This is a genomic window from Chryseobacterium sp. FG46 (genome assembly GCF_057809135.1).
The window spans coordinates 14915-29973 of record NZ_JBMDJJ010000021.1 but is presented as its reverse complement, the minus strand read 5'-3'; the positions used below and the strand labels follow the sequence as shown (position 1 = coordinate 29973).

Here is a 15059-nt window from a genome sequence, read left to right as displayed (position 1 = left end):
CAACAAACTATTAACATGAAAGCCATAATCCGGGAAGCAAAGCCAGAAGATATTCCACAAATACAGATTGTGAGAAACTCCGTGAAAGAAAACACGCTGTCAGATCCTGGATTGGTTACCGATAAAGATTGTGAGGAATTTCTATTCCAAAGAGGAAAAGGCTGGGTTTGTGAGATGGAAGATCAGATCGTTGGTTTTTCCATTGCAGATCTGAAAGAAAATAATATCTGGGCACTCTTTGTACATCCTGATTTTGAAAACCAGGGATTGGGTCGAAAACTTCATGATACCATGCTCAACTGGTATTTTGAACAAACTAAAGATCCCGTATGGTTGGGAACCTCACCAGAAACAAGAGCTGAGATCTTCTACAGAAAATCTGGCTGGAAGGAAGCTGGAACTCACGGAAACGGAGAAATCAGGTTTGAACTGACTTATGAAAACTGGAAAAGTAAAAATATGATAACCCCAAAACTGAAATCTATCAGACCTTTTATCGGAGCGCAAAACTTTGAGATCAGCAGAAATTTTTACAGAGATCTGGGATTTGAAGAAGTTGTTCTGGAATCCAAATTATCCCTGTTTATACGTGAAGAAATCGGCTTTTATCTTCAGGATTACTATACAAAAGACTGGATTGACAATACCATGATCTTTATGGAAGTTGCCAATACAGATGAATTCTGGAAAGAGCTTGTTTCTCTGGAACTTACGGATAAATATGAAAATGTAAGACTCACCCCTGTAAGAGTGATGGATTGGGGGAAAGAATGTTTTGTACATGATCCATCAGGGATACTGTGGCATTTTGGTGAGTTTTTTAAGAAAGAAGTATGATTTACGCATTTGATACCTATTATTATGAGGATTATGCCAATACCGTGTGTATTGCATTTGAAGACTGGACCTCTGAAAAGGAAGTCGAAACTTTTACAGAACAGACTCCTGTGAGTTCGGAATATGAAAGCGGAGCCTTTTACAAAAGAGAATTGCCCTGCATTGTAAGCCTGTTGAAAAAAATAACATTAAAACCAGAAGATATCATCATTGTTGACGGATATGTTACCTTGGATAATGATGGTAAAATTGGTCTCGGCGGACACCTTTACGAAGAACTGGAAGAGAAGTATCCTATAGTTGGGATTGCAAAAAATGAATTTACAACACCGGATTCACAGCGGAGAAGTGTAGTGCGTGGAGAAAGTAAAACGCCACTTTTTGTAACAGCGAAAGGAATAGATGTAGATGAAGTTCAATTAAAAGTAGAACAGATGCATGGTGATTACAGAATTCCCACTCTGCTAAAAAAACTTGATCAGCTAAGCAGAGCATAAATAATAGAATCTTACTAAAGTAGTAAGATTTTTTTCTTCTTATTCATATACCGATTGGTATATTTTGGTTATCTTTGTTATATTCCTTTGTCAATATAAAAAGGGTTTTTTTTAATTAAAAATATACCGATCGGTATATTGTAAAAAATGAATCTATGAAAGAAGTATTTATAGTCGCAGCAAAACGAACCCCGGTGGGTGGTTTTATGGGAAGTCTGTCAGGATTTACAGCACCTCAATTGGGAGCTTTTGCCATTCAGAATGCTTATGAAAGTATCAGTCTCTCACCAGAGCATATAGACAGTGTATATATGGGAAATGTGCTAAGCGCAGGACTCGGACAGTCGCCAGCGAGACAGGCGGCGATCTTTGCTGAAATTCCGGTGGATAAAGATGCTGCCACCATTAACAAAGTCTGTGCTTCCGGGATGAAATCAGCGATGATTGGGGTTCAGCAGATCCAGCTTGGGCTGGATCATATCGTTATGACGGGAGGAATGGAAAGTATGAGCAATGTTCCGCATTATGTCAAAATCCGTCAGGGAACAAAATTGGGAGATACGAATCTTACTGATGGATTGATCAAAGATGGATTATGGGATGTTTACAATGATTTTCACATGGGAAGTGCAGCTGAACTGGGGGTGAAAAAATACGGACTTACCAGACAGGAGCTTGATGAATATGCGCTTTTTTCCTATCATAGAGCGCAGGAAGCTGCTAAAAATGGCAAGTTTGCAAGTGAATTGATCCCAATATCGGTTGAAGGCAGAAAAGGAACTACAATTGTTGATAAAGATGAAGATATCGATAAACTGATTCCAGAGAAAATTTCCCTTCTGAAACCTGTATTTGAAGCTGACGGAACTCTTACCGCTGCCAATTCAAGCAATCTGAATGATGGTGCAGCAGCTGTTTTATTAGCTTCGTCTGAAGCTATTGAACAATATAATTTAAAACCACTGGCAAGAATAATAGCCTATGCAGATGCAGCACAATCTCCGGAATGGTTTACCACTTCACCTTCCATAGCCATTAAAAAACTGTTGAAGCAAACAGGCCTTATCCTTTCTGATATTGATTTTTTTGAAATTAATGAAGCCTATTCCTCGGTGATTTTATCCAATCAGAAAATCCTTGGCTATGATGTAAACAAAGTAAATGTATATGGAGGAGCAGTGGCATTAGGACATCCAATCGGAGCTTCAGGAGCAAGAATTATAACCACTTTGATGAATGTTTTACGTCAGGAAAAAGGAAAGTACGGGGTCGCTGCCATCTGCAATGGTGGAGGAGGGGCTTCTGCAGTTCTTATTGAAAATATAGGCTAAAAGGGATAAAATAGCTTACAATTTAATTAGTACATTTAAAAAGCTCTTTCTTAAAGTCAAATCTGAGAAAGGGCTTTTTCTTGATAACAGATTGATAATCTATGGATAAATCAAAATATTTGACATAGTTGCCACAGTTGTAAATATTTTATTTTTGCTAAACTGACAAATATCATTACGTTGTTATTTTTATTCATTCTAAATAAATATAAATTTGTCTCAAGAAATTTAACAAAGAAAATGAAAAAAATAACTACTTTTTCTGGTATTGTACTTGCATCGATTATGAATGCACAGCTGCAATATTGCATGCCAGCCTTTCAGTATGGAGCTGACGGCAATATGATCAGCAATGTTACTTTCGGAACGATTAATAATTCATCATCTGTTCAGTCTTCGAATGCACAAATTTATGAGAACTTTACCGCAATATCTACAGATCTGCAGCCGGGAAATTCCTATCCTATATCTGTTGAAGGACCATCCAGTACATTTCCCAGTGATGTAGTGGTTTTCATAGACTTTAATCAGAACGGAAATTTTGATGATGCAGGAGAAAGCTTTTACATCGGAAGACTTGAAGCGGCCAATCCAGCCAATGCTTTTGCAATCAATACCACCATAACAATCCCTGCGAATGCTGCCAGTGGAAGTACAAGAATGAGAGTTCTTAAGAATACCAATGTTCAGGCTTATTCAAATCCGGCAGCAGCTAATTCTATAAGTTCAGCTTGTGACAGCAGTTTGAGAGCAGGACAGACAGAGGATTATACAGTCAATATCACAGGGAATACCCCAACTTTCCCTGCTCCTTATTGTGGTACTGAAAATATTACAAGTTTGACCGTGAGTGAGATCAGTACGGTAGAATTTGCCGGAGTTGTTAGAAACAGTGCACTCGATGGGAATTCTGATGTACTTGAAAACTTCACAGCAACGGTTTTCAATGTCAACCGTGGGAGTAGCTATCCTATAAGCGTTACAGGAGGTACACATGGCCAGACTACCGTATCAGCTTATGCTTATATTGATTTTAATCATAATAATCAGTTTGATGCTGATGAGCAATTTAATCTGGGATATCTGGATAACTCCAATCCGGTTTCTGGTCAGCAATCCGGAGTTACAACAGGCAATATCACCATTCCGGCAGGAGCACAGCTGGGAGAAACCCGTTTCAGATTGGTAAAAGCCTATGAATCCAATTCATGGATGGGAGCTTTGAAGAATCTTCCGTGTCCTTCGGATTGGTTTATTGGTCAGGCAGAGGATTATACTTTAAATATTCAGCCTGAAAATCTTTCAACCATTGAAGTTTCCAAAGAGTCATCCGCCCAGATGAAAATGTATCCGAATCCTACATCAGGCTTGTTGACAATCAGGACGCAAGAAGGATTGGCGAAATATGAAATTTACAATATGTCCGGGCAAAAGATGCTGGAAGGTAATTCTAAGACGGTTTCTATGGAAAGCTTTGTTCCGGGCACCTATCTGATTAAAATTCAGACTAAAAATCAGAAAACAGTTACAGAAAAGATTATTAAAAAATAGACACATCATATCTAAATCATATCCATATCAATTTTTGTTTTTTAATCGACAGGTCCTTTACCTGTCGGTTTTTTTATTTGTCGGCTTTTAACTTGTATTACGATTCAGATGCCAGTAAATCCATAAGATCTTGTTTGGAAAGTCCCTGAAGCTTCTTTCCGTCCGTGGTCAGCAGATTCTGAGCCAGTTCTTTTTTCTTTTTCTGCAGCGTAAGAATTTTTTCTTCTACGGTATTGGAACAGATCATTCGTACAGCAATTACATTTTTGGTTTGTCCTATACGATAACTTCGGTCAATAGCCTGGTTTTCGGCGGCAGGATTCCACCATGGGTCTACAAGGTAAATATAATCTGCCTGAGTAAGATTGAGACCCACACCTCCGGCCTTTAAGCTGATCAGAAATATGCGGATATCTTTATTTTTCTGGAAATTCGATACTTTTTCCCCTCTGTCTTTAGTTTGCCCCGTTAAATATTCAAATTGGATGTTGTGGCACTCCAGTTCTGCCTTTATGAGATCCAGCATGCCCACAAACTGTGAGAAAACAAGGATTTTGTGATCTTTGGCCTTCCCCAGTATCTGTTGCATCAGAATTTCGATTTTAACGGCATTTTCACCGGAATATCCCTCTTTCATCAGAACAGGGGAATTACAGATTTGTCTGAGCCTTGTAAGTCCCGTAAGAACATGCATGCTGTTTCTGTTCAGATCATCGTCATCATTAGCCGCAATAAACTCACGAAGCTCTTTTTCATAGGCATCGTAGATTTTGCGCTGTTCCGTATTCATTTCACAGTAAATAACCGTTTCAGTTTTCTCCGGAAGTTCTTTGGCAACCTGCTTTTTGGTTCTTCTGAGGATGAATGGTTTTATCTTTTGCTGAAGTTCTATGGCACGCTTGCTGTATTCGAATTTATCAATAGGAATGGCATAAATATCTTTAAAATACTGTTTGCTTCCCAATAATCCCGGACAGGCAAAAGAGAGCTGGCTGTAGAGGTCAAAAGTGCTGTTTTCAACAGGTGTTCCCGTTAATACAATTCTGTTTCTGGATTGTAGCAGACGTGCTGCTTTATATCTTTCTGAATTTGGATTTTTAATCACCTGTGATTCATCCAGAAATACATAATTGAAATTAAGATTTTTCAAAAACTGAATGTCCGAAAGAAGCATTCCATACGTAGTAAGAACGACTTCGTATTGAGGCATGTGAGCCGTTGTTTTTGGCCGGTCTGCACCATAATGAAGCAGAACTTTTATGGAAGGAGCAAATCTGTTCATCTCTTCCTGCCAGTTGAAAAGAAGGGAAGTGGGAACGACAATCAGATTGGTGGTATGGCCTCGTTTTTCCCTTTGAGAAAGAATGAAAGCAATGATTTGAATAGTTTTTCCCAATCCCATATCATCTGCAAGGCATCCTCCAAAGTTGAAACTGTCAAGAAAATTAAGCCAGTTCAGACCGTCGTGCTGATAATCTCTCAGTTCAGCGTTCAGCTCAGCGGGAACATCTACTTCCGGAATGTTCTTTACTTTTAAAAACTTGGTGGAATAGAAGGTGAGTTCTTCCTGAATCTCCTGGCTCAGAACTTCTTTTTCAAACAGTGACGTCACCTCCGAAAAATTGATTTTCGGAATTTTTAAAAGTTCTTCATCAATTTCTCCTGCACGGAAGTAAGCAGATATCTTTTCCATCCATTCTTCAGGAAGAATTCCCATGCTGCCGTCATCCAGCTGAACGAATTTACTCTTATTCCGGATAGCACGGTGAAGCTGTTTCAGAGAAGCTTCTTTGGGACCAAATCCCACTTTCAGCTTAGCATTAAACCAATCCAGTCCGCTGGTAATCTGAATATTGATTTTTGCCCTATGAGGATTTAATTTATTGTTTTTTAATTCATTAAAACCCAGTATGATAATTCCATCATTTCTCCAGGTCTCAAAGGCATCAAGAAACCAGTTGTTATCAAGGAACTTATCCCTGTGAAGGTAAAAATACTGATAGCCATCCATCTGTTCTTCAAAATCAGGATGCTGCTGCATCACCAATGAAGTAAAACGGGCTTCGGCTGATTCATTTCTTTCTATTTTAAAAGGATTTCCATTCTGATCTGTATCAAAAAGCTGCTTCCTGGAATACACCGGAACTTCTACATCACCATATTTCATAACGGGAGTAATTCCTATATAATTTTCCTGCTGGCGAAGATAAATGACTTTTTCAGTCTGATAATTCTTATCTTCAAGCTGTACTTTTGTTGCGGGTTGTATGTAACTGTAATTTATATGAATACGTTCTTCTATAACAGAGAGAATGTTCTGCATAAAAGTTTCATATTTTGAAGAATGAACAAGTAAAATTTCATTATTGGCCTTAAAGAACCGGATAATTCTGAGTATGTCCGGGTCGTCTACAAAGCTGAAAATGTTTCGGTTATAGACAAAATACTCGTTTCTGAGAACAATATTTTTAAAAGGAATGGAAATGTCATTAAACAGCAATTCTCCGGTAATTTCAAAAAACGGATCTTTCTTAAATACAGATAATTGAACCTCTGCATCTAAAGTGTTTAATTCAACCGGAAAAAGTGATTTTGAAGAAACTGTTTCTGCAATTTCCCGGTCGTGATAATAGACTTCCAGTTCCAGAGGATTTTGTACAATAAGCTTTAAAGCTTCCAGTTCTGACGGATTGTAATCTTCATTATAATTATTCTGAAAAGAGGTAATGGCAGTATAAAATTTAATGTCTGCAGGCTTTTCCGCTTTCCATATCTGCTGCAGGGCATCTACAGGACTAACGGGATTTTTTATTTTTCCTGTCTGCGTAATTTCTGCCTCCATCAGCGAAAACGTCATATGGTTGTAATAACGGTGCTTCCCGATAACCAATATTTTCTTTTTACCTGTTTCCAGCATGGCCAGCTGATCAAGTTGAGAAGAAGATTGAGGAAGAAGCTCCCTTGTCAGCATTACATCGTCTACAGGAAGCATTTCCTTGATCTTAGGCAGTATTTCAATTTTATCATCCTTGTATACCAGTTCAAAATACTGATCCAGATCCGGTTCATTTTCCAGACCATATCCTTTAGCTTTAGTAAGAAAGGTCTTTTTGCGGAGTGCTTCATCAAAAAACAGCCGGAAATTTTTATTCTCAATAATGCTGTGAATGATCTCTGCCTGATGAGAACAAAGCATGTTCTTTTCATTGTCGCAGGTACAGAAACAAATCAGGGTGCTGTTTATTTTACTGATGGTAACTGCCGGAAAATCCTGTAATGAAGACTGTTTGGTAAATATTCCTGTATTGTTTTCAATAGTAACCGGATAGATTTCACGGAAATCCCTGATCCCGATAAATGCGCTGTCTGAAGTATGTTTCAGCAGATCATATACGGAAAGTGTACTGATATTGATCTTATCAAGAATATATTCTGCCATAAAAATAGATGGAGACAAACTTACAAAAAACAAATGTATTTCAGCATCCGTTTTGGTTACAGCTTGCCCCATTTTGGCAACTCCGGGGTGGGTCCTGATGCTGAATTTTGTCCTGTAATTTTAAACCAAGAAAAATGAAAACAATTTTTATAACAGGTGTTTCTACAGGATTAGGAAATGCAGCAGCCCAATTATTTCAAAACAAGGAAGCCTTTGAAAGTACTTTCTGTATCTGAGGGATATGTTCCGTAATCTGATGGGATTGAATGTCGGTCAGATATTCATGAGAAACTGATTGAAAAGGCTAAAGAATAAATTACTACGACAGGTTTTCTATCTCTGAAGTAGCGTATGCTCTTGGACTTGAACATCTGCAGTCATTCAATAAACGCTTTAAGAAGAAAACAGATAAAACGCCTCTGAGTTGCAGACAGTCTTTCTATTAATATAAAACATCCGGTTCAAAATGCAGGTGTTTTTCTGTAATTGGTTAAAATGGAATATAAAAATGACAAAAATGAACTAGATATTAATGGAGCTGTGTGTCTAAATTTGCAAAAGGAATTTTTATTACCCTGTTATAATGAACGAGAGAGAATCTTTTAATGCAAAAATGCCAACAGCCTGTTTTTTACTTTTCTTTGCCCATGGGCTTGTTTTTTCTTCCTGGGCGAGCCGGATTCCTATCATTAAAACGGCTCTTTCCATCAATGAAGCACAGTTGGGAACACTCTTGCTTCTTATGCCGATAGGACAGCTTTCCACAATGGTTTTGGCTGGAAAACTGATTAGTATTTACGGAAGCAGTGGGATTATTAAAAGATGCTTTATGCTGTATCCTTTTTTCCTGTTATTAATTGGTTTGTCCCCTTCTTACTGGACGTTAGGCATTGTTCTGTTCTTCTTTGGAGTTTCCGGGAACATGTGCAATATTGCTATCAATACGCAGGCTATTGAAATAGAATCTATCTCGAAAAGAACGCTTCTCTCTTCGTATCATGGCGCCTGGTGTTTTGCAGGTCTTACAGGCGCAGTAATTGGTTTGCTGATGATTAATTTTCAAGTGGGAACTTTTTACCATTTTGCTGTTATTTTCATTTTGGTGGGAATCCTTTGGTTCTACAGTAAAAGAAACCTTACCAATATCATCCATAAAGCGGAGCCGCAGACCCGGCCCCTATTCAAAGCTGTGAATCCAACACTGTTTGGTTTGGGAATTATAGGATTTCTGAGTATGGCGATTGAAGGAGCAATGTTCGACTGGAGCGGGGTGTATTTTCAAACAATAGTTAAAGCACCTGAAAATCTTGTCATACTGGGATATACAAGTTTTATCTTAATGATGACTTTAGGCAGATTTATTGGAAATAAAATCATTGAGAAATATGGAAAAAAGATTGTTCTGCAATGTTGTGGCTTATTGATGAGCGGAGGTCTTTTTCTAAGTGTTTTCTTTCCGGAACTGTGGATCTGCATTATTGCTTTCATGATTATTGGCCTTGGAAGTTCATTAAGCGTGCCGTCCGTTTACAGTACCGTAGGAAAGGTGAGCACGGTAGCTCCAAGCATTGCTTTGTCATTTGTCTCCAGTATTTCGTTTTTAGGATTTCTGATGGGGCCGCCTCTTATCGGGTATATTGCAGAAAGCTTTGATCTTAGATATTCCTACGGTCTTTTTGCCTGTTTTGGAATTTTACTGGCCCTAATGGCGGGGCAGATGAAAGTATTCAGGAAGTCATAATGAATCTCTTCTGCATTGTTTATTGTTAAATCTATCCTATTTTTTGACTTGTCCCTTTTAGCAATAATAGCTTCGACAGATCCAGCCTGACAACATTTAAAAATTTCGATTGGTATTCGGTTTGTCACCCTGAGATCGTCGAAGGGCTATCAATAAGAAAACCTTTGTTAATCATTAATATCGAGTATTAATTAAAGGGATAGTCAATAAAATCAAACCCATTATGAAAGCATTGATTCTTATCACTGCGTTTCTTTTTTCAACAGTATGATTTCGGCAATGGAAACGAAAATCATGATCAGAGCCAAAGGAAGAGAAGCCAAATTTATCGGAATCTCATTGGGGTCAGCACGAATTATAAAACCTGAAGCTCTTTAAAGACTTCAATAATAGCTTCAATAAGCCCCTTGTCTATATCTTTTTCTGAAGCGGCATCCGGCAGAAGAGCCCTTAATTCGCCGTGATCATCACGCTCAATAATAACTTCAATTCCATCTACATCTACGTAAAGCTTATATCCGTAAGAAAATGTAGCGAGCTTTCCATTGAAAATCATGTCTTTACCCTTGTAGGTTACCGGTACTTCAAATTCTTCCATGCTTAAGCTTCTATTATAATTGGGGCAAATGTCGGAAAATTTTAATTCATATCATCATATAAACTGTAATGATAAAGTCGAATAATGTAAATTGTTGAAAATATTAATGTGCTAAAATCTGTATATTTATCCTTCGTTATGGAGTCATTCCAAAGCAGGAATGATCAATGGATTTGAATTAAGCTATTATGAAAGATAGAATCACCATTTTCTGGTTCAGGCGTGATCTGAGATTGGAAGACAATATTGGACTTCACCACGCTCTGCAGTCTGATGCACCGGTAATACCCATATTTATATTTGATACTGATATTCTTGAAAAGCTGCAGGATAAAGAAGACCGAAGGGTAGATTATATCCATCAGGCTTTGGAGAACATCAATATTACATTGAAAAAATACCACTCAAAAGTCAATACGTATTATGGTAAGCCTATGGATATATTCAGAAAATTATCCGAAGAATATACTATTGAAGGTGTTTTTTGCAACCGTGATTATGAACCTCAGGCGATTGAACGTGATAAGGAAATCTATTATTTTTTTAAAGAAAAGAATATTCCTTTTAAAGCTTATAAAGATCAGGTGATTTTTGATAAAGACCAGATTATTAAAAAAGATGGTTCACCCTACACGGTTTACACCCCTTTTGCAAAGAAATGGCGGGAAGCCTTAACTCCTGAACATTATCAATCTGTTGAATTGGATTTTAAAAATTTCTTTACACAGGAATATTCTGAGATTCTTACTTTAACAGAGATTGGTTTCAAAAAAACGGATTTTGATTGTAAAAAGCCGTTTCTGGATGCCTCCATTATAGATAATTATGACCAATTTCGTGATTATCCGGCGCTGCAGCACACCACACAACTCGGAATTGCTTTGCGCTTTGGAACCATCAGCATCAGGAAATGCGTGGATTTTGCACTGAAGCATAATGCGGTATGGCTTTCGGAGCTGATCTGGCGTGAGTTTTTTATGCAGATTTTATATCATTTTCCACAGGTGGTTCATCAATCATTTAAAAAGCAGTATGATAATATCCAATGGCGGAATAATGAAGATGAGTTTAAACACTGGTGTGAAGGAACTACAGGTTATCCGATCGTAGATGCCGGAATGAGAGAACTGAACCAGACTGGCTGTATGCATAATCGTGTAAGAATGATTGTGGCAAGTTTCTTATGCAAACATTTGCTGATCGACTGGCGCTGGGGTGAAGCCTATTTTGCCTCAAAACTCAATGATTACGATCTGTCTGCAAACAATGGAAACTGGCAGTGGGCCGCAGGCTCCGGATGTGATGCAGCTCCTTATTTCAGGGTTTTTAACCCTACCGCCCAGATGGAAAAATTTGACAAAGATTTACTTTACATCAAAAAATGGATTCCGGAGTGGGGTACCTCTGCATATCCTAAGCCAATAGTAGAACATGCTTTTGCCCGCGAAAGAGTGTTATCAGAGTATAAGAAAGCACTGACATCAATATCAGGATAAGCAAAATGCCCGGTAACAATTTGTTACCGGGCATCAACCAATTGATATTTAATATGAAAAGTTACTTACCGAAGTAACGGAATCATCAGATTGTTTTCAGGTACAGCTCCTGTAATTCCTTTGCTGTAAATGCCTTCGAAGGTAAATTCTGTACAAGTTCTCCCTGTTTCATAATCCCGATATTGGTAGCAACACTTACCGCATTGAAAATATCATGAGTCGCCATTAAAACAGTTCTGCCTTCTTTACCCAGCTGACGGACAATTTCTGTAAATTCATCAGTAGCAATCGGATCCAGCCCGCTGGTAGGCTCATCCAGGAGAAGTACTTTGGCATCTTTTGCAAGAGCTATGGCAATACCTACTTTCTGGCGCATCCCTTTGGAATAACCACCCAATGCTTTTTGATGGGCTGTTTCCTGCAAACCAGTGCGTTTAAGTAATGCAGATAATTCATCCTTTTGATAGTCGAATCCTGCAATTTTGGAGAAAAAATCAAGGTTTTCTATTCCGGTAAGGTTAGGATATAAAAGAACGGTTTCAGGAATATAAGCGAGATGTTTTTTTATTTGCTGAGGTTCTTCTTTTACCGAAATATCATTGATGAAAGCATCCCCGGAAGTAGCTTTGATGAGCCCGAGAAGAATATTGATCGTTGTGCTTTTACCCGCTCCGTTTTGTCCGAGTAACGCAAAAATTTCTCCTCTCTTTACTTCCAGATTAAGAGAATGGAGCGCTGTAAAATCGTTGTATTTTTTATGTAGGTTGACCGTTTTTAACATAGTTTTCTGAATTTGTATTGTGAAAGGATGATAAATAAAGCAATAAAGATGAGATAGGGAAGAATGATCTGTATCCATTTAACAGATGAAGAAAATCTGAATACCTGTATGGTCTGTTGTGACCAGTTAATGGACTCTGCATTCTTTCCGGAGAAGATAAGAGGGTAGAAAAACAGCCGTTTTTGTTCATGGAATTTCCTGAGCGATGAAGCATACTGCAAATGATTATTCATGTCAGATTTTGCTAAATAGCTTTCAACCAGTTGAGTATGGAGATTCGGAAGAAGATAACCCAAATAAGTTGCCGCCTGATTCCGCTTTTGCATTTTTTCTGTGTATTGTTCCGATGATTTCGCAGATTCAAGATCTCCCATATGCTGCATGGCATAATACCAGGTCCATGTGAATGCAGCATTTTCTTCTACGGTGAAATTTCTGTATTGGGGATAGGCTTTGTAGAATTTTTCCATGGTTGGCTGCTTAGCCTCATCCCATTTATTATGATAGCCTTCTCTCTGTTCCATTACTGCTTTAAGGGATTCATGAACGGGATAGAGCTTCTGTATCAGAATATTACTGCTCATCGGGATAATGAAATTGATTCCTACCCATACAGTCAGGAGAATTAATGCATTCTGAGCTGATGATTTGCGAAAGGAAATAATCCATCTGCAAAGGGCAAACCAGAACAGAATATAAAGCCAGCCGCTGATGATAAAAGCAATATAATAGAAATCTAATGGTATTTTTATCCAGACCGAAGCGATGATAATTAATACAGAATAAACAGCTGTTACAGCCAGAAGACGCATGAACATCTTCTGATCCAGAAGCTTTTGTAAATTACTGCTCTGAACTGAAAGCAGTTTCCAGGTTCCTCTTTCTTCTTCCTCAGAAATCAGGTTATAGCAGAATGCTACAATTACCAATGGAAAAAGGAAAACAACAACGAAACTAAAGTCAAAATTTCCAACTGCTGCATTGGAGGGATTATAAAAATCCGCATTATAACGCTGTTCTTCAAGATTCCTGATGGTAACCCCTTGAATAGATGGATTTAAATCACGTATTCCGATATTTAAAGCTGCCAGTTTGGGCGTTTCATTCACCAGATTGAATTTAATATAATAAAGCACCAGTCCCAGATCATCCTTATGAAATTTTGTGTTTCTTTCTATACTTTCTTTCTGAAATGTTCCGCTTTTGGAGATGATATCTTCGTTTCTGTCCAGAAATTTTTTTCCGGTATAAATAGCCATCAGTCCGGCTATCAATAAAAAGAGCAGAGCAGTGATATATGCTTTGTTACGGTAAAATTGGGTATATAAATAACGGTTCATTTAAATTAATTTTAATTTTCTTCCACTGAGTTCAATCGCAATAACGCAGACAACCATCCAAATAACTAATGCCGCTACAGGTATTGGCTGTTGTTTTAAGCTTTCCAGAACAGGAGTATACCGATACTGAAAATCCGGGAACTTTTCCCAGTTGTGTTTGTCGATGACAGCAGGCGGTCCACCGTTTTCCGGTTTAATATTGCTGATCTGCTCAATTTGTAAATCATTTAGATGCTGAGCCATCTGATAACGATACTCTTCTGCCTGTTTCTGAAACTGGTTATAAGAAAAGAAATCTGTACCTGTAGCAATCATGGAGAAGTTTTTAATAGCAATCGCAGGATTAATCAGTCCTGAAAAATCTGTCAGACTTTGCTGTTTGTTGTAAATGGTCTGCAATTCCTTTTGATGTCTGATATAAATCTGTGAACTTATTTTTTCTCCTTCCTTCATGACGAATCCTCCGTAATTGAAAGGAAGTTCATTGGTTGTTTTTACTTGATACCTTGCCAGTAAAGAATCTTTGATCTTTTTGAAATGCGGATCATCCGGATTATGGCTGTCTCCCGATTTTAGAATATCCTTTTCCAGATTGGTTTCAAAAGCAATACGGGAAGGAGCCGGATATAAATTCTGTGCTGCAAACTGTATTCCTTTAGGCAAAACAATTATAAAAAGAAGCCAGAAACCAATAAGGCTGATCAACGCTGATGACGTACTTTTACTATTTGCAGAAACAACAACAGTTAAGGAGCAGATAAAAAAGTAATAGATCATATAAGCTGGGAGCAGAAACGATAACCGCAAAATAATATCTGCTGAATTGGTAGTCTCTGATAGGAAGGCTGCCATGAAAACAACAGGAATAACCGGAATCAGAAAACAAAGAGAAAACAGCCAGAGTCCAAGAATTTTCCCCCAGATAATATCCCTTCCGGAAGCTCCCTGCACACTGATGATCTTTAAAGTGGCATTCTCACGTTCCTGTACAATTAATCCAAATCCTAAAAAAAGGATAATCAATGGAACGATACTCTGCAGAATAAACGCACTGCTGAAAGCCCCAAATCTTACCAGAGTACCAGAACTTCCCGCTTCCGAAAGATTGGTTGTATTCTGTTTATGCGCTTCCAGAAATATGACATTTCCAAGATAATCATCCAGTCCGTTATCAAAAATATTCAAAGGATGCCCGATTCTGAATACCAGATACCCATAATGAGCCATACGGTGCGGATGCTTATCCGGTCTGTGTTCCCAGCTTTCCCGGACTTCTTTCCGGTATTCTTTTATTTTAGAAAAGGAGTCCGTGTATTTTGTATATCCTATGCCAATACTCAGCATACAAAACAGGATTACAGCAATAGTGGTGAGCAGATTCTGTTTTCCTTTAAACAAATCCTGCCAGGTTTTTCTCACCATCAGTTGTAAGTTTGAAATAGCCATAA

Annotated in this window: 12 protein-coding genes; 7 read left to right on the top strand and 5 right to left on the bottom strand. The window is 38.1% G+C overall.

All coding sequences use genetic code 11. The features are described from left to right. Positions 1-15 precede the first annotated feature (15 nt). From ACODR7_RS15505 to ACODR7_RS15490, 4 genes are all read left to right on the top strand, one after another. On the top strand, positions 16-837 hold the full coding sequence (locus tag ACODR7_RS15505) for a GNAT family N-acetyltransferase (protein ID WP_488840398.1): 822 nt from the start codon (positions 16-18) through the stop codon (positions 835-837). Next, positions 834-1334: an endonuclease V gene (locus ACODR7_RS15500; RefSeq protein WP_488840396.1), complete on the top strand. Its 501-nt coding sequence runs from the start codon at positions 834-836 to the stop codon at positions 1332-1334. Before ACODR7_RS15505 ends, ACODR7_RS15500 begins: the two co-directional genes overlap by 4 nt. 155 nt (positions 1335-1489) lie before the next feature. Next, complete coding sequence (locus ACODR7_RS15495; protein WP_488840394.1) at positions 1490-2665, top strand: acetyl-CoA C-acyltransferase; 1176 nt, start codon at positions 1490-1492, stop codon at positions 2663-2665. A gap of 240 nt (positions 2666-2905) precedes the next feature. Further along, positions 2906-4216, top strand: coding sequence for a T9SS type A sorting domain-containing protein (locus tag ACODR7_RS15490; RefSeq protein WP_488840392.1), 1311 nt, complete (start codon positions 2906-2908; stop codon positions 4214-4216). 97 nt (positions 4217-4313) lie between these two features. Here the strand turns inward: ACODR7_RS15490 and ACODR7_RS15485 are convergent, their stop codons facing one another. Continuing rightward, positions 4314-7655, bottom strand: coding sequence for a DEAD/DEAH box helicase (locus ACODR7_RS15485; RefSeq protein ID WP_488840390.1), 3342 nt, complete (start codon positions 7653-7655; stop codon positions 4314-4316). 311 nt (positions 7656-7966) lie between these two features. Here ACODR7_RS15485 and ACODR7_RS15480 point away from each other — a divergent pair, with 311 nt between their 5' ends. Together ACODR7_RS15480 and ACODR7_RS15475 are read left to right on the top strand one after the other, a co-directional pair. Then, positions 7967-8101 (top strand): AraC family transcriptional regulator, encoded by a 135-nt coding sequence (locus ACODR7_RS15480; protein WP_488840473.1) that lies wholly within the window; start codon positions 7967-7969, stop codon positions 8099-8101. Between the two features lie 137 nt (positions 8102-8238). Then, positions 8239-9396, top strand: coding sequence for an MFS transporter (locus ACODR7_RS15475; protein ID WP_488840388.1), 1158 nt, complete (start codon positions 8239-8241; stop codon positions 9394-9396). A gap of 355 nt (positions 9397-9751) precedes the next feature. On the opposite strand, the gene ACODR7_RS15470 is transcribed toward ACODR7_RS15475, so the two are convergent. Beyond that, positions 9752-9994, bottom strand: a complete 243-nt coding sequence (locus ACODR7_RS15470; protein ID WP_488840386.1) for a hypothetical protein — start codon at positions 9992-9994, stop codon at positions 9752-9754. 188 nt (positions 9995-10182) lie between these two features. Here ACODR7_RS15470 and ACODR7_RS15465 point away from each other — a divergent pair, with 188 nt between their 5' ends. Continuing rightward, positions 10183-11490 (top strand): cryptochrome/photolyase family protein, encoded by a 1308-nt coding sequence (locus ACODR7_RS15465; RefSeq protein WP_488840385.1) that lies wholly within the window; start codon positions 10183-10185, stop codon positions 11488-11490. A gap of 85 nt (positions 11491-11575) precedes the next feature. On the opposite strand, the gene ACODR7_RS15460 is transcribed toward ACODR7_RS15465, so the two are convergent. The 3 genes from ACODR7_RS15460 to ACODR7_RS15450 are packed head-to-tail and all read right to left on the bottom strand — an operon-like array spanning position 11576 to position 15057. Next, positions 11576-12271, bottom strand: a complete 696-nt coding sequence (locus ACODR7_RS15460) for an ABC transporter ATP-binding protein (protein ID WP_488840383.1) — start codon at positions 12269-12271, stop codon at positions 11576-11578. Continuing rightward, positions 12265-13611 (bottom strand): DUF3526 domain-containing protein, encoded by a 1347-nt coding sequence (locus ACODR7_RS15455; protein ID WP_488840381.1) that lies wholly within the window; start codon positions 13609-13611, stop codon positions 12265-12267. The genes ACODR7_RS15460 and ACODR7_RS15455 overlap by 7 nt, the downstream gene beginning before the upstream one ends. After that, the gene (locus ACODR7_RS15450) at positions 13612-15057 is read right to left on the bottom strand and encodes an ABC transporter permease (RefSeq protein ID WP_488840379.1); all 1446 of its coding nucleotides are present in this window, start codon (positions 15055-15057) and stop codon (positions 13612-13614) included. Positions 15058-15059 lie beyond the last annotated feature (2 nt).